We start from the raw sequence: 16,900 nt of genomic DNA, 5'->3' as shown, positions 1-16,900 counted from the left end.
TGCGGAGGTGACCGTGCCCTCGCCAACGGAGACCGTTGAGGTCGCCTTCATCACGCCGCGCCATCTTGCTGGTGGCGGCGATCCCGCCTGGGTCACACGGCCCCTCCACCTCGCCTGCGGCTGGCGGTACGACGGCGACCCGCTACTGCCGCGCGTCATCCTCTCCAGCCCCGACCAGAAGGCCGTGCTGCGCCTGGAGCCCGGCGTGGAAGGACCGTGGTGGACGCTTCACCACGCAGCCGACCGGGACCGGCCCGCCTGGTCCGCGAGTTTCGGGGCCTGCGCTCCGGTCGAACTCATCGCCGCGTTCATGGACGCCCTCACGGCCCCAGAACCTGACGCGCCCTGGGACCCGTACGGAGCACTCCGGCAGGCCGGCTGGTCGCGGTACTTCGACAACGGCCTCGTTTCCCCCGACAACAAGGCGTACATCGAGCGGCTGGGAACACCGGCTGCTCCAACCTGGGGCATCACCGTCTCCCTCGGCCTTCAACCGAAAGCCTGGGAGGCCCGCTTCGGCGCGCACACACCGCCTCACCTGGTTGCCGCGTTCACCACCGCGCTCGCCGACCGGGAGCCTGTGCACCGCATCGGCCGCGGAAGCAGCCTGCCGACCCCTCTCGACCCAAGCCTCGTCTCCCGCAGGACGACCAGCGTGCTTGCCGTGTACATCGATGGCGCGCTCGAACACCGCGTCCGCTCTCTCGCGTCTCGGCGTGGCGACAGCCTCCTAGGGGATGGGCGACCTCCGGATCTGCCACCGCCCCACCACGGCCGCAGTCGCTGATCCCCTTGCCCCGTACGGTTGCGGCCCCCGGCCTACGGTCACTGAACAGGCGCTGACGGCCCTCTCCGCGGCCGGACACACAAGCATCAGGCAGCCGCCCCAACGGCGCCCAGACACACCCCTCCCCTCGACACGAAAGCCCCCTCGATGCCCCATAGCCCCGCGCCCAGCGGCGATCACGTCGCGCAGGTATCAGCCGCGTTGGCGCGGCCCAGGGACTACCTACATGCCAGTTCACCCCTGCCCCACGCCCTGCCATTCCTCACCGGCTTCCTCGACGAAGGCGCCGGCACCCCCATGCTCCTCGGTGATGTCCTTCGCAGCTCTGCGCGGCTCGTCGCCCAACAGCGCCTGACCGAGTGGGATCAGACCCGTCCGATCACCAACGCATTCCGGGAAGCCGCGCAGGAGGCAACCGACGGGCACGTCCTGCACTGGGACGTGCGGCAGCTTCGCCAGTACGCCGTCGCTGCCGGTCAGCCGACGGCCCCGTGATGTCCCCATACATCGCCAGCCAGGCGAACGAACCCTGGTCACGCATCTGGTGCGACACCACGCCCCGCCACCTCGCCGGCCCGGGAGATCCGCGACACGTCACTCAGGCGCTGCGGGCCGGCGGCTGGAAGAGCGTCGGTGATCCCGACCTCCCGCATGTCGTTCTGGCCAGCCCCGACTACCGGCACTCGCTCGTCCTGGAGCCGACACCCGATTCGTACAGCGCATGGTGGCGTATCAGGTCGGGAGACTGGCACGCGGCCTTCGGCGGCAACACTCCTGTCGAGATCCTCGCCGGATTCACCGACGCGCTCCTGCGGCCCGCCCCCAAGGAAGAGCCGGACATCTGGCCGACGCTGCAGGCCGCCGGCTGGACCGTCGAGCGCGACGGGAAGACCCAGCATGCGCTTCACCCGGACGGCATCACCACCATGGAACGGTCCGCGGGCCTGGACAGCGACTGGTTCAGCTGGACAGCCGTGGTCGCGCCGCCTACCGGCCTCGGCGGTCAACACCGCCTGTGGAGTGCATACTTCGACGACCGCACGCCTCGGCACCTGCTCGCAGGCTTCGCCACCGCCCTCGTCGACCCCGCCCCCGTCTCCCGTGGCCGCTGGGACGTGCCGCACAACCACCTTGTCAAGCAGGTGGAGCGCGGGGCGGCCCAGGGCGATCAGCTGGCTGCCGCCCACGAGGCACGACTGAAGGCCAGCAGGTCCGCAGCCCGCAAGGCCCGCCGCAATGCCCCCAGCACCACGCACCCGGCACCGGCACCCGCCGCCGAAGTGGCCGTGCCCGCAGCACGAGGCCGCTGAAGGGCGCGCAGCCACCACGGCCGCCCGCGCCACTCCCTCGAACGATCACGAAGGGTCACCATTTGACGATCTCGCTCGAAGCCGGCAGCCCGGCGCACCGCCTCTACCTCCGCCAGCTCGCCCACTACCTACGGCACAGCCGACAAGTCCTGGCAGCTTGGGACGCCTACTCAGGCCGGCACTCGGACCCTGTGACGGGCCAGCCCCACGACGAAGAGTCCTACGGCCGACGCCAGCAGAAGCGCGACAGCGACACCCTGTCCGCCTTCAGCTCGGTGTACTACCACGCCGATGAACTCGTGCACGCCGCCGAGCGACAGCTCGCTCAGCTGTCGCGCTCCGACCGGACCCGCCGCTACTCCTGGCAGGTGAGTGAACTCGCCGATGCCGCCGAGCGCCTGCACGCCGTACTCGTCGGGCTGAATCAGGGCCGCCCTGGGCCCGGTGGGGCGGGGTACGAGGAAGCGCTCGCCGAGAGCTACGCCGACGCCTGGCCCTACCTGAACCAATGGACCAGCCACGGCCAGACCCTCTTCGCCATCAACGCCCTGGCAGAACGGCAGCCGGCAACCACTGTTCTCAACAGGGTGGGTGCGCAGCCTGGACCTACTGCTGGTGCCCCGGCTCGGCGGTGCCGCCCGTGACCGAACCGGAGACCGTCGAAGTCGACTACATCGCACCGCGCCACCTCGCCAGCGGTGGCGACCCCGCCTGGATCACCGTGCCCCTCAACCGGGCTTGCGGCTGGGGCTACGACTACGACCCGCTGATGCCGCGGGTGGTCCTCACCAGCCCCACGGAGACAGCCGTGTTGCGGCTGGAGCCCGATGCGGACGGCCAATGGTGGGTCCTTCACCACAGCGCCGACGAGGGCCGACCCGCCTGGTACGCGAGCTTCGGCGCCCGTACTCCGGTTGAGATTGTCGCCGAGTTCATGGACGCCCTCACTGACCCGGCTGCGTCGGAGGAGGCCCCCTCCGACCCGTTCGAGCCTCTGCACCAGCGCTCTTGGATCTCCGCCCCCGGCGCCGAGGGGCTCGTCTCGCCCGACGGAACGGCCTTCGTTCAGCGTCTGGGTGACGAGCAGGACCCGAGAGCGTGGTTCATCACCGCCACACTCGGCCCGGACCGGCCGGTATGGCAGGCCCGCTTCGGCGAATACACCCCACCACGCCTGATCAGCGCGTTCACCACCGCGCTCACCGATCCGCGACCCGTGTGGCGCACCAACGGTCCGCTGGGCCTCGCGACTCTGGACCCGAAGGTCATCAGCCGCCAGGCCCTGGACGTACCCGCGGTGCTCGTCGCCGCAGCCCTGACGGGTCGCGTCGAGTCGCTGTCCGCCCGGCACGACACGCCGTCAGCGGGTCCCAGCCCGCCGAGGCCACCGGCGCCGCACAACTACCGCCGCCGCTGATCCACACTTCCCCGTACGGAAACACGAAGCCTTTTGCCCCCCTCCTCCAACTCGACCGACGGCTACGACCTGGTCCTTCGTCTCCTCCTCGGCGTGCTCGCCGTGGTCGTCCCTCTCTCCCACCTCGCCTGGTTGGCCGGTAACACGGCCGCCTACATCAGCCGGGCTCCGACGGCCCCGTACCAGCCGACCACCGCCCTGCTCCACCCCGAGCAGCTGTGGCCCGAGGCAGGAGAAACGTCCCTCCTGCTCAGTACACGCATCGTGCCCGTCCTTCTGGTCGTCGCTCTCGGCGGGACGGCGGCCGTCCTGTGGGCCCGGCACAAGAACCGCAACGGCGGGCGGAAGAAGATCACGGACATGGCCACAGCCCGGGACATCGAGCCGCTGATGGCGAAGGCGATCACCGACAAGGCCCGTGCCCTGCGCCCCAGCCTGAAGGATTCCAAGCACATCGACCCGAAGGACACCGGCGTCCTCCTCGGCAACCTTCAGAACTCGCAGCACGAGGTGCGGATGGGGTTCGAGGACGTCGCCGTCGCGATCATGGCACCCCGCTCCGGGAAGACGACCTCGCTCGCCATCCCCTCCATGCTCAGCGCGCCCGGCCCGGTCCTGCTCACCTCCAACAAAGCGGCGGGCGACGCCTTCACCACGGCCTATGAGGCCAGGACGCTTGCGGGGACGGTGTGGACCATGGACCCGCAGCAGATAGCCCACGCCAGTCGCGAGATGTGGTGGAACCCCCTCGCCACCGCGAAAACCCTCGACGGTGCTGGCCGCCTGGCCGGGCACTTCCTCGCCGCGAGCGTGGACGCGAGCGCCCAGGGCGACTTCTGGTCCAAGGCCGGCAGCAACATCCTGTCCCAGCTCCTGCTGGCCGCAGCGCTCGACGAGCGGCCGATCACCGACATCATGCAGTGGCTCGCCTTTCCCGCCGACCGCACGCCGCTGGACATCCTGCGCGACCACGACTTCGCCGCCGTCGCAGCCCAGCTCAAGGGAACGGTGGAAGGCCCGCCCGAGACCCGGGACGGGATCTACGAGACAGCCCGCCAGTACGCCGCCGCGCTGCTCAATAATGAAATCGCGGCCTGGGTGACCCCGCAGAAGGACGTGCCGGAATTCCGGCCCGCCGACTTCGTCACCTCCAGCGACACGCTGTTCCTGCTGAGCAAGGACGGCGGCGGCGGCGCCTCGGCCTTGATCGCCGCGTGCGCGGACTCGGTGATGCGGGCCGCGACCGCCCAGGCCGAGCGGGCCGGGGGGCGCCTCGATCCGCCGATGCTCGCGATCCTCGACGAAGCCGCGAACGTGTGCAAAATTTCGGACCTCCCGGACTTGTACTCCCACCTCGGCAGCCGCGGGATCATCCCGATCACCATCCTCCAGTCCTACCGCCAGGGCCAGAAAGTTTGGGGGGACGCGGGCATGGACGCCATGTGGAGCGCCTCAACCGTGAAGGTGATCGGAGCCGGAATCGACGACCCCGACTTCGCGGACAAATTGTCCCGCCTGATCGGCGACCACGACGTCGAGACCACGTCCACGTCGCACTCGGAGTCCGGCAAGAGCACGTCGGTGTCGATGCGGCAGGAGCGGATCCTGCCCGCCGACGCGATCCGCGCCCTCCCCAAGGGCACCGCGCTGTGCTTCGCCACAGGCATGCGCGCCGCCATGCTCGACCTCCGCCCGTGGTACCGGGAGCCCGGAGCGGCGGAGCTGTCCGAGGCATCCGCCCGCGCGTCGCGGGGCATCACCGACCGCGCGGTCGCCAAGCACGCACCGCAGCAGCCCGACTTCGGGAAGGCCGCGTGATCAACGGCGGCACCTCGTGCCGGTCCGCTCTTGGGAGGCACGCGAGTCCGTGCCCGCCTGGCACTGTCACCACCCGCCGTGGCCGCCCGAAGCCGATAACCCGATCCTCCGGAGCAGAACCAACCCATGCACCCACTCAACCTGCCAGAGCAAGTAGACCAACTGCGCTCGCTGGCACAGGACTTCGAGGCCATGAGCGTCCGCGTCCGAGACGTGTACTACACGCCGGGCACCGACGCGCTGCGCAAGATTCGACCGCTCCTGCTCAGGACCCAGTACCTGACAACCGCCACCCTCATCCGCCTGGGCGCGCTCGACTCCAGCGCGTACACCAGTATCCCCGGCAGCCAAGCCAGCCTGGAGTGCCTGGCCTCGGTCGTCTTCGCCTCCTCTCTGGCCGGCACCGACCTCGCGAACGCGCTGCACGCCAACCCTTACGAAGGTGCGCCGTTCCCCGGCTACCCGGCGGACAGCGCCTCCGTACGGACTGCTCGCCATGCCGAGGCCATCCCGAAGATGACCGGCCACCTCGCTGACGCAGTCCGCCATCTCGACCTGAGCGCGACCGGCTGCCACTACGTCGCCACCGGCATCGCCCGCGACCTCACCACCGCGCGGGAAGCAACGACCACCGCCGCCCAGCGGAAGGCCAGCCCCGACCTGTCCGGCACCCAGTACGACGCGCTCAAGACCTTCTCCCTCGGCGCGTCCCGGCTGTATGAGACGAGGCCGGGCATGATCCGCGTCTACACCGATAGTGGCGACCGCGTGTCGATGGCCACGTATGAGGCCCTGGCCAAGCGTGAGCTCGTCGACCGGGACACCAGTACCTCGCTGTTCCGCGGACAAAGAATCGCCGTCACCGAGGAAGGGCAGCGGGCTCTCGCCGGCCCGCGCCCGGCTGCCAAGGCGGCGGCCCCCGCCAAGGCCGCGCCCAAAGCGTCTGGGGTGCCGGGAGCGCACCGGTGACGCGCTTTGCGCCCCAGGACCGCGTCCTGGTCTCCCCGCGCCATCTGGCGGGGTCGGGCCTTGGGAGCACGACCGTTGACGCGCTCGGCCCTCTGATCCACCACTTCGGCTGGACGACGGTCGAGAAACTTCCGCACGGCCGCCACGCCCTCCTCGCCAGCCCCGGCGGTGAGGTCTTCGTCCAATTCGATCCCCTCCGGCAGGACGGCCTGTGGTGGACGATCTCGCACCACGAACCCTTCTGGCAGGCCCAGTTCTCCCGGCAGACACCCGTCGAGGCGATCTCCGCCGTCACGCAGGCCCTGCCCCAGATGCTGGGCGACGACCAGTACGCCGACCGCATCCCCGTCACCGACCAGAGCACCGCCAGCGTCGCCCGCGCAGGCGGCTGGTCGGTGCGCGGAGCCCTGCACGGTGCGACCTGGACGTCCCCGGACGGGCACTGCACCGCCGAGCACACCGGGGGTACCGAGCATGTCTGGTACGTCAAGCACTCGGTCCTCGACGGCTTCGACACCCACTGGACCGCTAGCTTCACCGTGGACACCCCGGAGCGCGTCACCGCCCAGTTTATGACCCACCTGATTGATGACCGGCCTGTACTGAGGCACTTCGAGGACGTTCCCACCCTCGCCCGCAGAGCCGCCGTCATCATCCCCCTGAGCATCGGCGGACTCGGCGGGCACACCGTGCACGCGGTCGATCAGGTCGGCCGCACCGTTGCGCACACGAGCGGGTCACTGCGCCACCGCTGACCCGCCCGCTCCGAACCCATCAGCCCCGGATTCAGATGATGACCTTGCCGCCCGATGCCCTCTTCGATGTGCCCGCCCCGCTCCCTCCTGTCGGGCAACTGCTGGTCCTCGCCGGTGAATACACCCGGCACAACGACTCCCTCGACCTCGGCAGTACCGGCCACTCCCGGTCCGCAGAGCGCCTGGCGTCGGAAACGACCGCCGCGATCACAGCGGTTGCCGGATTGAAGCTCTTCGACCACGCCGACTTGACCGCCGCGCTGGTACGGCTCAAACAAGTCGCCTACCTCGCCGATGCCGCCTCGCGCCACGAGCCCCACCTCGCCCGTGAGCTAACGTCCTTCGCCCCCGAAGCTGTCGTCGACAGTGCCGCACGGATCGCCACCCACATGCGCCGCAGACGCTCCGGCCACGCCCCGGAGCCGGACGACCGGCTCGATACCGTCCAGCAGGCTGCCCTGCACGAGATCGCACTCGGCCACGTCGTGAGCACCAGCTCCCTCGACCGCGAGTACCTGCACAGCACCGGAGCCCGCGTCCCGCTCAGCGCGCTCCGGGCCTTGACGTCCCACGGATTCGTCGAACGCAGCCCCGGGTCAGCGCCCGCGGCCTTCGACCCCGGTCCCCGCCAGGACCGGGTCCGTCTCACCCTCGACGGCGCCACGGCCCTCGCCACCGTGATCACCACACCATCGGCCAGCCGTGACGCACCTGCGGTGACACCCGCCCACCCGGCACCCGGCGTTGCCACCAGACCCGCCGCCTCGCGCTCTGCGACACCCGGCCGGTGACCCCCGACCCCGACCAGCCCGCACGCCGCCCCGATAGTCCGCGCACCGAGCGCTACCGCTGGGAACTCGCCCGCGGGCAGATCACCGCCTTCGGAGAGTCGAAAACTCTCCGGGAATGGGCGGTCGACGAGCGCTGCACTATCACCCGGGAGGCGCTCCGTACCCGGCTCGCACTCGGGTGGAAGCCGGCGGACGCCATCACCACCGCCCGGCATGACAAGCCCGACCTCACCTACACCCATGCGGGACGCACCCTGTCCCTCCGCGGGTGGGCCGAACAGAGCGGAATCAAACACCACACGCTCTACAACCGCCTCAACACGTCAGGCATGACGTTCGCTGAAGCCCTGGAGAAGGGCGGCGACGGACCCCATTTCACCCTCCATGTCACCGCGTTCGGGGAGACAAAGCCGCTCAGCCACTGGTCGGTCGACCCCCGCGCGGGCTGCGCCTACAACACCATGCGCCGCCGTCTGGCCGAGGGCTGGGACGCCGAAGAGGCGATCGCCGAGGAGCCCCAGCAACGCTCCACGTTGGGGACGGGAATTCCGTACCGGGCCTTCGGCCTGAGCATGGGGCTGGAGGACTGGGCCCGCCACACCCAGATCCCCGCCAGCACCCTGCGCCACCAAATCACCCAGCACAACCTGCCGCTGGAAGCAGCGCTGACCAGCCTGGGCTGGGCCCCCTGCGCCGAAGTCCGCGTCGAGCACACCCTTATCCGTATCACCGCAGCGGAACTCCGACCCGGCGACCACGTCCTCGGCACGGAGCCCTCCGGCACGGACCAGCAGACCCTCCTCACCGTGCGCCGCATTGCCGACGCCTTGCCCCACTCGACATCCCACCGAGCCACCCGCATCTCGCGGGCGTCGACCAATTCGGCAACGCCCCCGCCACCGCCGACGGCAGCCCGCACTTCGCACCCATCCCGGCGCTGAACCTGCGCCCCCATCGCAAGAATCTCGCAATTCCCTTATCACCCATCCTTACGTGTATGTCACTCGGTGCCGGTCTGTACCGAGTTCAGCGCGTTGCACGCGGCTCACGACGCCTCCAGCGCACGCAACAGCACATCCTGGCCGCCGAAGCCATGCGCCCGGTCAGTGCTCAGAGCGGCTTCGGACCTACGACACAGCCACAACCCGCCCCTGCCGGGCCTCCGCTCCAAGACCACCGCCAAGGAGAACGACCTGACATCCCGGCCCCAGCACCTCCGCGTCGAAGTCGACATTCACCAGCAAGTGACCCTCCTCGCCCGCGCCCTGGGAATTACCCCCAGCGAGACCATCGCTCACCTGCTCCGCCTCTACGCCCAACCCTCGCCCGAGACACCAGCCCGCCCGGACATGTTCACCCCCGTTTACGCCATCTATCAGCGCAGGCGCATCGAGGGGCACTTCGACCGTTCCACCGGCGCCTTGAGCATCCCCGCAGGCCCCGGGGCGGGGCAGTACAAGACCCCCAGCGGCGCTGCTCGCGCCGTCATCACGGCGCTACGCCCGGGGATCTCACCCATCCGTACCGGATGGGCATTCTGGCGTCTTGCCGAATCTGGCGCCCACCTCGAAGTCCTCCGCAGCACCACCGCGTACACCCGCACCACAACGAGCCCGCCCGCACCTATGCCCGCCAGCACAGCCGCAGCCACGCCACGCACCCGCTGACCCCCATCGGTCCACCCCGGGGACGCAAGCCCCTGAATCCGCGGCCCGTCCGATCGGCGACGACGCGCCCCCGTCCTGACCGGCCCCGGATGCCGTAACCGCCCGCCCGTCGCCCGGGCACCCCGACTCCCCCTTTACCGCGCAGATCACCAATCCCTCACCCCTGGAATTCCATGAGCACCCCCACCCTCAAAATCCTTTCGCTAGGCGCCGGAGTCCAGTCCAGCACCATGCTCGCCCTATCTGCCCGCGGCGTTCTCCCTAAGGTTGACTACGCCATATTCGCCGACACCGGCTGGGAGCCGAGAGGCGTTTACCGGCATCTGGACCGCCTGCAGCGAGAAATAGCTGATCCCGCAGGCATTCCCATCTTCCGGGTGTCCGCCGGAAACATACGCGATGACGCATTGGATCCGAACCACCGATTCGCATCGATGCCGCTCTACATTCTCAACCGGGACGGCCGGCCTGGAATGACCAGGCGGCAATGCACCGGGGAGTATAAAATAAAGCCGATCAAGAAGAAGGTTCGGGAACTTCTCGGCTACCCCTACCCGGCCCGGATCCCGCGTGACGTCATGGTCGAGCAGTGGGTCGGAATATCGACCGATGAATTCCACCGCGCCAAGGACTCCGACGTCAAGTACATGCGGAACCGTCACCCTCTCATCGATATGGGATGGTCACGCAGCGACTGCATACGTTACCTGACATCACTGGGGCTGGCCGATACCCCGAAAAGCAGCTGCCTAGGGTGCCCCTTTCACGGAAATGCCCAATGGCGCAATATCCGTGATGAATCCCCGGAGGAATGGGCCGACGTTGTCGAATTCGACGCCAGGATCCGGCAGGGAAATGCGCGGGCGACCGCCTCGGGTAACCCGCTGCTCGGGCAGGCGTTTTTGCACCGCTCTCGCGTACCGCTGAGCGAGGCGCCGATCGACCACGTCACCGCCGCAGAATGGGCCGCCCGTCAGCAGGAGGTCACCGAGGCCACCGGTCCGGTCGATCCGGAGGAACTTGAGCAGGGGGTGGCCGACGGCTGCTCGCCGTGGTCCTGCCGGGGAAGCGAACCGGAGCCTGTGCAGGACGACTTCGGGCTGGCCTCTTGATCCTGGACCTCTTCGCCGGTCCGGGTGGCTGGAGTCACGCCCTGTCCGTGCTGGGCTCTCGCGACATCGGACTCGAATGGGACCCCTGGGCGTGCAAGACCCGTTCCGCTGCGGGCCAGGTGACCGTGCGTACGGACGTCGCGATGTACCCGACGTGGCCGTGGGTCGGCCGGGTCCGGGGGTTGATCGCGAGTCCGCCGTGCCAGGCGTGGAGCATGGCCGGCAAGCGCCTCGGCTTGCTCGACCAGCCGCTCGTTCACCAGGCTGTCGCTGACCTCGCCGCCGGGCGCGACACCCGGGAGGACCTCCTCACCGCGTGCCGGGACGAGCGGAGTCTGCTGGCCGCCGAGCCGATGCGCTACCTCCACGCCCTGCACCAGGCCGGTGCCCCCGACTGGTTTCTCGCAGAGGAAGTACCCGACGTGCTGCCGCTGTGGCGCCAGTACGCCGCGATCCTGCGGACCTGGGGGTTCTCGGTCTGGACCGGCATCCTCAACGCGGCGGATTACGGGGTTCCGCAGACCAGACGACGCGCGATTCTCATCGCATCCCGCGTACGTACCGCCGAGCCTCCGCCACCCACGCACGCCAAGGTCGCCGAACCGGAGACGCTGTGGGGTCCGGGCCGCGAGCGGTGGGTGTCCATGGCCCAGGCCCTGGGCTGGGGAGCCAACGACCGCCCGGTCCCCACCGTCTGTGCCGGGGGCGGGCCCGGCGGCGGGCCCGAACCATTCCCTTCGGGCAGCCGGAAGACCCTCACCGACGCCCGGGACCGAGGGTCATGGGTGCCGCGCCCCGGCGCCGTGATCCTGCAGTCCCGGCGCGAAGGTTCCGGCTGGGCCGAGCGCCACGGCACCCGCGAGAACCGCGGCACCGACCAGCCGGCCCCCACATTCACCGCCGAAGCGCACCGCTGGTCCTGGTCCCTCCGCAGCAACAACCAGGCCAACGCCACCACTCGGCGCCTCGACGAACCAGCCGGCACCCTGTTCTTCGGCCACCGGGCCAACGAATGTGTCTGGGTCGGCGAGCCCATCGCCGCCGAACCGCACGAGGAACAGCCAGCGGCCGAGTCGATCCGGATCACCGCCCAGGAGGCCGGTGTTCTGCAGACCTTCCCCGCCGCCTACCCGTGGGCCGGGAACAAGGGGCAGGTCTTCAGTCAGGTCGGCAACGCCGTGCCGCCCCGCCTTGCAGGCCACCTCCTCGCCCCGCACCTCGGCAAGCACCTCGACCCCGACGACTTCACCCTGGCCGCCTGATGCCCCCCGACCCCGAAGAGAACGACGACAACCGCACCGAACCGAACTCGCCGCCGGCCGTGTACTACGCCGAACAGGCCCTGCTGGGGGCCCTGTTCCTCGAACCGTCGCGCACCACCGAAGTCGACCTGGAGGCCGAGCACTTCGACAACGCCACGCACGCCCGTCTTTTCGCTGCGATGCGCACGGTCCCGCTGCCCGACCCTGAGACGCACCGGGAGAACGCCGGCTGGCTGGCCGCCGTCTACGCCAAGGCCCGGCCACAGGCCCCGGGGCTGCCCCACACGTACCCGCACACCCTCGTCCAGGCGTGCCCCCAGCCCGCACACGCCGCCGCCTACGCGGGGATGATCCGGGCCGACCACGCCCGCCGGACTCTGCGCGTCCACGCCGAACGCCTGGCCCGGACCGCCGACGACACCACCCTCCCCCACCGGGTCGACGCCACCGTGACCCAGGCCGACCGGCTCGGCAGCCTGCTTGATCAGCTCTCCGGACAGTTCGCTCCCCACCCCGGCTCGCTCCCCCGCACCCCTGTCCCACCGGAACCGGTGGCAGAGGCCGGGGAAGAGGCAGTCGACGACGAGCAGCTCCTGCTCGCCACCGCGACCGGGTCGCCGCAGACCGTCCAGACCATGCGGTGGCTGATGCCCAGCGACTTCACCGTCCCCCAATACGGGGCCCTGTGGCGGTGCATCACCGGCCTCGTCCACCGCGGTGGGTCCGTCGACCCCGTCACCGTCCTGGGCGAGGCCCAGCAGGCTGGCCTCCTGACCGGCACCGTCACCACGCGGAACCTGCTGGAACTGCTCTCCACCCCCCATGGTGTGCCCGACTACTGGGGCGAGAAGATCGTGCGCCGCGCCCTGCTCCACCGCGCTCGCACCGTCGCCGACCGCATCGTCGTCTTCGCCGACGACCCGGCCACCACTCCCTACCAACTGATCACCGGCTGCCGCCGAGCGCTCGCCGAGTTCGCCTCCCTCCACACCCGGTGGAACCGCGCGACCCTACCGGCGCCCACGACCCACGCAGCACGTAACCGAGGTACTCCGCCGGCTGTCCGCGCCGGACCCGCGCCCGCCGCGACCGTAAAACAACCACGGACCGGCATCACGCGGTAGGCAAGGCGACTGCCTGCCCGGGTGGTGCTCCGGAGTCTCTTCCCGGCAGCAGCGCTGTCCGGCGGAACCGAGGCACCTCACCATTCCTCCGCGTGGCAGAAGCGGACCCATCCGCCACCCACCAGCCCCTCTCCGAAACGAGATCCGAACTACCAGATGATGAACGACCAGAAAACGGCGGCAGACGACGCCGCGGCCGGACCCGGCGAGCACGAAGCGCTGCTCGACGTCTTCCTCGACGACCATGCCGAGTGGCAGCGCTGGCGTACCTGGTCGGACGAGACCACCCATGCCGTCCACGAGTCACTGGCCCTGCGCGCCGAACTCGTCCACGAACCTGCCCCCGCAGATGTGAGGTGGCGGGTCGCGGTCTACGAGTCCCCCGTGGGCGCCCGCCTCTGGCACGCCACAGCCTCCTCCTCCACACCCACCGAGGTCATCGGCGAGCTCCTGCTCTCCCTCGCCACCCGCGCGGCGGATTACCCCCGCATGGACAACCTCAGCAGTGACCATGCACTCAGGGAAGCGACGCTGCCCCTCGCCGACGCGGGCTGGACGCCGGCAGCGGAGGCCCCTGGATGGGTCCGGTGGCGCTCCGCGAACGACGGCTTCTTCCTGCGGCACGACACCCTTGCCGACCGCGGCACGGACTCCCCTGCCGCCTGGGTGCTCTCGGGCCGCGACCAGACCCGCTCCCGCTGGACGATCACCTTCTCGGCAGCAACCCCGCCCCTGGCACTGACCGCCGCGACCGAGGCACTCGCCGACAGCGAAGCGCGACTTCGCCAGCACACCACCACACGGTCTCCCGCCCACTGCCCGCCCCAGCCCCCCGCACCGCTGCCGCACAGCCCGCGAGCACGGTGAGTATCGCGGCTCCCGCCGCATCTGCCGGACCGCAGCGCCGCTTCCGACGCGCCGCATCCACCCGCCATACCCGTCCGCCCGCGTGCCCCGGCCAGCGGGCAAAGGAGACCACTACTTCGTGACACCCACCGCCCCTGATGCCCAGGTCCGGCTCGACACCCATCCCACCCACGACAGCGCCGTGGTCGCCACCGTCACCGGCCCCGAAGCTCAGGAGCTGGTGGCCGCGCTGGAAGCCGACGCATGGCACGTCATCGCCAAGGACACCCTGGTCCTGGTCCGCATCGACCGCGAGGAGCCCTACTGGGCCCAGAAGGCAGCACACCGCCTGACCTCCGACGGCATCACCGTCCACATCAGCCCGCGACTGGTAGAAGCCATGGACGAGGAGTGGACCTGGGCGGCCTACCCCATGCCCTGGTGCACTCGCGCCGAGATCCGGGAGGTCTCCGACCAGGCCCAGCAGATCTACGACGCCATACGGCACGGCCGCCTCCGTATCCACGCCCATGCCCACGACGGGTACACCACCGTCGCGGTCGGCACCTACCCCGACGGGGAGAGCGTCCACCTCCACGGCGAAGACCACCTGCGCGTGGAGAGCTACACCTACGGCAGCGCGGAAGGCGCGCGGGACGAGGCCCTCGCGGAGTTCCTGCGGCTCTACGGCGACGCCGTACGCCTCGGCCCCGCGCACCTCACCGACACCGAGCGCGAGGCCGACCAGACGCGTGAACCTCTGCCTGCTCGGCCCGCGACCGCCCCGGTCCGGCTGGTGAGCGTACCGGTCTATGCAGCAGATCCGGCCGACCCCGCCGCCGTGCTGGACCGGTTCCTCGCCGGAAACTCCTCGTGGAAGAAGCACAAGCACCACGAGTGGCCCGGAGAAGCCACCTACGCCCTCCACGAGTCCCTCGTCCTGCGCGTGGAGCTCTACCATCACCACGACGCCGGACCACGAGACCAGATCTGGACCGTGGCGGCCTACGAGTCGCCCGTCGGAGACCGCCTCTGGCACGCCACCGCGACCGCCGGAACCCCCGAGGGCGTCATCATGACCCTCCTGAAAAGCCTCGACGACGAGCACGATTGGGGCAGCACCACGTGGGCGGCGTCCACCGCGCCTCCGGACCACAAGGCGGTCCTGCCGCTCGCCGACTACAGCTGGAAGGAGAGGACCACCGAGTCAGGTCCCGCCTGGACCTCGCCCGACGAGAGGTGCCGCCTCCAGCGCGACCGGCACGCAACCTGGACGGCGTCCGGCGGCACCGAACCGGACCGTCCCGCCTGGACCATGCAGCTGTCCCAGCGCACTCCACCCGAGGTCATCCAGCAGATCGTCTTCGAGCTCGCCGAAGGACAGGGCCCACGCCGGCCCGGCACACCTCGCGCCCCCCACTCGCCGGCCCTCGGCCCGGCGCCCGCCGTCGGCCCTCCCACCGCCGGCTCACACGCCCTCACGCCCCGAGGCCGGTGATTGAGGCCACGCCCTCCGCCCTCACGGCTCCGCGCCCGACGCTGCCTGGAGGAACCGACTTGCCCCAGACCACCAACACCGGAGCACGTGGCGAGCACCGCGCTCCGGTGTCGACTTAGTTCACACGCTGGCGACGGCCGACGACAGGGCCTCGTACCGGTGGATCATTCGCTGCGAGCTGACGGTGCCGATGAGCCTTTCGGCCTGATCGAGAAGTTCTCGCGCCTGGCCGCCGTCGCCGCACATGTGGACGGTGTCAGCCAGGTCGAGCACGGCATAGAGGTGGTCGCGCGGGTAGTCAGGTGAGGTCGCCTCGACGCGGCTGCGAAGGAGGGGCACGGCCCGTGACGGCTGGTCGCAGCCAAGCCAGGCCCGGCCGGTGGCGGCGTCCACGGAGTCCTTCGTGAGCCAGGTCGCCCACCATGGTGTGCGTGTGTCGGGCGAGCCGAGGTGGAGCAGCGCTTCGTCACGGAATCGGTGAACGGCCTCTGGGTCGTGCCTCCGTCCTGCGGCGTAGACGCGCCGCTCGGCGATGACCGCGGCTGCTGCGGAGGGAAGGTCTGGCGTCCGTGCGGCGATGTCGAGAAGTGCGGCGGCGTCGTTGTGGTTGCCCAGCCAAGCGGCCTGGTAGGCGGCGGAAGAAACGAGGTTGGCCGTCGAGTGACGGGTGGTCAGTGAGGTTCCGGTCTCGCGGGCCAGACGCATGCCGGTGTGGTAGATGCGCTGTGCCTGCGGATGCCGGCGGGCGTCGAAGCACATCCAGCCGACCTGCTCGCTCAGTTCGATGTAGGCGGTGTGGAGCCGTTCAGTGAGGGGTCCCCGACCGCGAGCTTGTGCCACAACCCGGGATGCGCTCTGCCAGATGCCGACGCCCCAGGTGAGCTCGTCGCTGGCGCTGCCGGTTGAGTCGTCGATGTCCCGGAGGTCGCGAACCGCCCGTTCGATCGACCCGACGAGCCGCTCGTTCAGCTGGCCGGACGGCACAGCGGAGGCGGCTTCCGCTGCCGGGCCGAGCAGCAGCGCGAGGGCGGGGGCGGTAGCTGCGGCTCCGGTGAGCATGAGCAGGTTGCGGCGGTCCATCAGGTCTCCTTGGCTGATCTCCTGAAGCAGGGCCTCCAGGGGGGCGTCGCCGGGTGCGTCGAGGTGACGGTGACGGGTCCGGGGGCGAGGTAGGTCCCATCCGACGTCCGACGCGGTGATGCACCGTCCGGCCCTGGCGGTCAGGACGGCCAGGGCGTCCGCCTGGTTGTCGGGCTGCGGGAGAGAGGGGATGTCGCGAAGCCAGGAGTAGGCCGCTTTCGGGCTGAGTGGGAAAGAGCCGCGGCGCGCCCGACGCTCGTTGATGCGGGTGACGAGCTGCTCCGGCCTCATCCCCAGCTGCTGTAACAGGGCGCCGAGCACGTTGGCCGGCGTGGCTTCAACCGCTGTTGGCTCCATGGGCACTCCAAGTCCGGCGGGGTCCTGGCCGGAAGGTACCACCGCTCAGGAGGTCGCCAGAAGACGGAAGAAGCGGAGCCTGGTTTACGTACACCAGGAAGCAACCA

General features: G+C 70.0%; 17 protein-coding genes. 16 read left to right on the top strand and 1 reads right to left on the bottom strand.

Translation table 11 applies throughout. From position 1 onward, the window contains the following. Nucleotides 1-13 precede the first annotated feature (13 nt). The 16 genes from AB0F29_RS06230 (at nucleotide 14) to AB0F29_RS06155 (ending at nucleotide 15,356) form a co-directional block, all read left to right on the top strand. Nucleotides 14-787, top strand: a complete 774-nt coding sequence (locus tag AB0F29_RS06230; RefSeq protein WP_361867952.1) for a DUF317 domain-containing protein — start codon at nucleotides 14-16, stop codon at nucleotides 785-787. Between the two features lie 297 nt (nucleotides 788-1,084). Then, nucleotides 1,085-1,282: a hypothetical protein gene (locus tag AB0F29_RS06225; protein WP_361867950.1), complete on the top strand. Its 198-nt coding sequence runs from the start codon at nucleotides 1,085-1,087 to the stop codon at nucleotides 1,280-1,282. After that, entirely contained in the window at nucleotides 1,282-2,097 is an 816-nt protein-coding gene (locus AB0F29_RS06220) for a DUF317 domain-containing protein (RefSeq protein WP_361867948.1), read from the top strand. The genes AB0F29_RS06225 and AB0F29_RS06220 overlap by 1 nt, the downstream gene beginning before the upstream one ends. Before the next feature lie 62 nt (nucleotides 2,098-2,159). Continuing rightward, nucleotides 2,160-2,741, top strand: a complete 582-nt coding sequence (locus AB0F29_RS06215; RefSeq protein ID WP_361867946.1) for a hypothetical protein — start codon at nucleotides 2,160-2,162, stop codon at nucleotides 2,739-2,741. Further along, the gene (locus tag AB0F29_RS06210) at nucleotides 2,729-3,514 is read left to right on the top strand and encodes a DUF317 domain-containing protein (RefSeq protein ID WP_361867943.1); all 786 of its coding nucleotides are present in this window, start codon (nucleotides 2,729-2,731) and stop codon (nucleotides 3,512-3,514) included. The genes AB0F29_RS06215 and AB0F29_RS06210 overlap by 13 nt, the downstream gene beginning before the upstream one ends. 33 nt (nucleotides 3,515-3,547) lie before the next feature. Beyond that, entirely contained in the window at nucleotides 3,548-5,332 is a 1,785-nt protein-coding gene (locus AB0F29_RS06205; RefSeq protein ID WP_361867940.1) for a TraM recognition domain-containing protein, read from the top strand. Nucleotides 5,333-5,458: 126 nt separating this feature from the next. Beyond that, on the top strand, nucleotides 5,459-6,301 hold the full coding sequence (locus AB0F29_RS06200) for a hypothetical protein (RefSeq protein ID WP_361867938.1): 843 nt from the start codon (nucleotides 5,459-5,461) through the stop codon (nucleotides 6,299-6,301). Further along, entirely contained in the window at nucleotides 6,298-7,056 is a 759-nt protein-coding gene (locus AB0F29_RS06195; RefSeq protein ID WP_361867935.1) for a DUF317 domain-containing protein, read from the top strand. Before AB0F29_RS06200 ends, AB0F29_RS06195 begins: the two co-directional genes overlap by 4 nt. A gap of 44 nt (nucleotides 7,057-7,100) precedes the next feature. Further along, nucleotides 7,101-7,847, top strand: a complete 747-nt coding sequence (locus AB0F29_RS06190; RefSeq protein ID WP_361867932.1) for a hypothetical protein — start codon at nucleotides 7,101-7,103, stop codon at nucleotides 7,845-7,847. Continuing rightward, nucleotides 7,844-8,788 carry a hypothetical protein gene (locus AB0F29_RS06185; protein WP_361867929.1) on the top strand — a complete coding sequence of 315 codons (945 nt, stop codon included), beginning with the start codon at nucleotides 7,844-7,846 and terminating at the stop codon, nucleotides 8,786-8,788. Before AB0F29_RS06190 ends, AB0F29_RS06185 begins: the two co-directional genes overlap by 4 nt. Before the next feature lie 165 nt (nucleotides 8,789-8,953). Further along, a complete protein-coding gene (locus AB0F29_RS06180; protein WP_361867926.1) occupies nucleotides 8,954-9,514 on the top strand; it encodes a hypothetical protein in 561 nt (186 codons plus the stop codon). Between the two features lie 230 nt (nucleotides 9,515-9,744). Further along, on the top strand, nucleotides 9,745-10,626 hold the full coding sequence (locus AB0F29_RS06175) for a hypothetical protein (RefSeq protein WP_361868689.1): 882 nt from the start codon (nucleotides 9,745-9,747) through the stop codon (nucleotides 10,624-10,626). After that, nucleotides 10,623-11,888: a DNA cytosine methyltransferase gene (locus AB0F29_RS06170; RefSeq protein ID WP_361867924.1), complete on the top strand. Its 1,266-nt coding sequence runs from the start codon at nucleotides 10,623-10,625 to the stop codon at nucleotides 11,886-11,888. The genes AB0F29_RS06175 and AB0F29_RS06170 overlap by 4 nt, the downstream gene beginning before the upstream one ends. Further along, on the top strand, nucleotides 11,888-13,012 hold the full coding sequence (locus AB0F29_RS06165) for a DnaB-like helicase N-terminal domain-containing protein (RefSeq protein ID WP_361867922.1): 1,125 nt from the start codon (nucleotides 11,888-11,890) through the stop codon (nucleotides 13,010-13,012). The genes AB0F29_RS06170 and AB0F29_RS06165 overlap by 1 nt, the downstream gene beginning before the upstream one ends. A 159-nt stretch (nucleotides 13,013-13,171) precedes the next feature. Further along, the gene (locus AB0F29_RS06160; RefSeq protein ID WP_361867920.1) at nucleotides 13,172-13,879 is read left to right on the top strand and encodes a DUF317 domain-containing protein; all 708 of its coding nucleotides are present in this window, start codon (nucleotides 13,172-13,174) and stop codon (nucleotides 13,877-13,879) included. A 118-nt stretch (nucleotides 13,880-13,997) separates the two neighbouring features. Continuing rightward, on the top strand, nucleotides 13,998-15,356 hold the full coding sequence (locus AB0F29_RS06155; RefSeq protein WP_361867918.1) for a DUF317 domain-containing protein: 1,359 nt from the start codon (nucleotides 13,998-14,000) through the stop codon (nucleotides 15,354-15,356). Between the two features lie 120 nt (nucleotides 15,357-15,476). Here the strand turns inward: AB0F29_RS06155 and AB0F29_RS06150 are convergent, their stop codons facing one another. Next, nucleotides 15,477-16,793: an XRE family transcriptional regulator gene (locus AB0F29_RS06150; protein ID WP_361867915.1), complete on the bottom strand. Its 1,317-nt coding sequence runs from the start codon at nucleotides 16,791-16,793 to the stop codon at nucleotides 15,477-15,479. Nucleotides 16,794-16,900: the final 107 nt, after the last annotated feature.

The organism is Streptomyces sp. NPDC026589, assembly GCF_040638385.1.
In the GTDB taxonomy this organism is placed as follows: domain Bacteria; phylum Actinomycetota; class Actinomycetes; order Streptomycetales; family Streptomycetaceae; genus Streptomyces.
This window is presented reverse-complemented; position numbering and strand designations above follow the sequence as displayed.

What these genes read in the sequence shown, in the direction of transcription:
- AB0F29_RS06160 (WP_361867920.1), top strand. Translation starts at nt 13,172, where the DNA reads ATGAACGACCAGAAAACGGCGGCAGACGACGCCGCGGCCGGACCCGGC.
- AB0F29_RS06220 (WP_361867948.1), top strand. Translation starts at nt 1,282, where the DNA reads ATGTCCCCATACATCGCCAGCCAGGCGAACGAACCCTGGTCACGCATC.
- AB0F29_RS06175 (WP_361868689.1), top strand. Translation starts at nt 9,745, where the DNA reads ATGCTCGCCCTATCTGCCCGCGGCGTTCTCCCTAAGGTTGACTACGCC.
- AB0F29_RS06165 (WP_361867922.1), top strand. Translation starts at nt 11,888, where the DNA reads ATGCCCCCCGACCCCGAAGAGAACGACGACAACCGCACCGAACCGAAC.
- AB0F29_RS06200 (WP_361867938.1), top strand. Translation starts at nt 5,459, where the DNA reads ATGCACCCACTCAACCTGCCAGAGCAAGTAGACCAACTGCGCTCGCTG.
- AB0F29_RS06150 (WP_361867915.1), bottom strand. Translation starts at nt 16,793, where the DNA reads ATGGAGCCAACAGCGGTTGAAGCCACGCCGGCCAACGTGCTCGGCGCC.
- AB0F29_RS06225 (WP_361867950.1), top strand. Translation starts at nt 1,085, where the DNA reads ATGCTCCTCGGTGATGTCCTTCGCAGCTCTGCGCGGCTCGTCGCCCAA.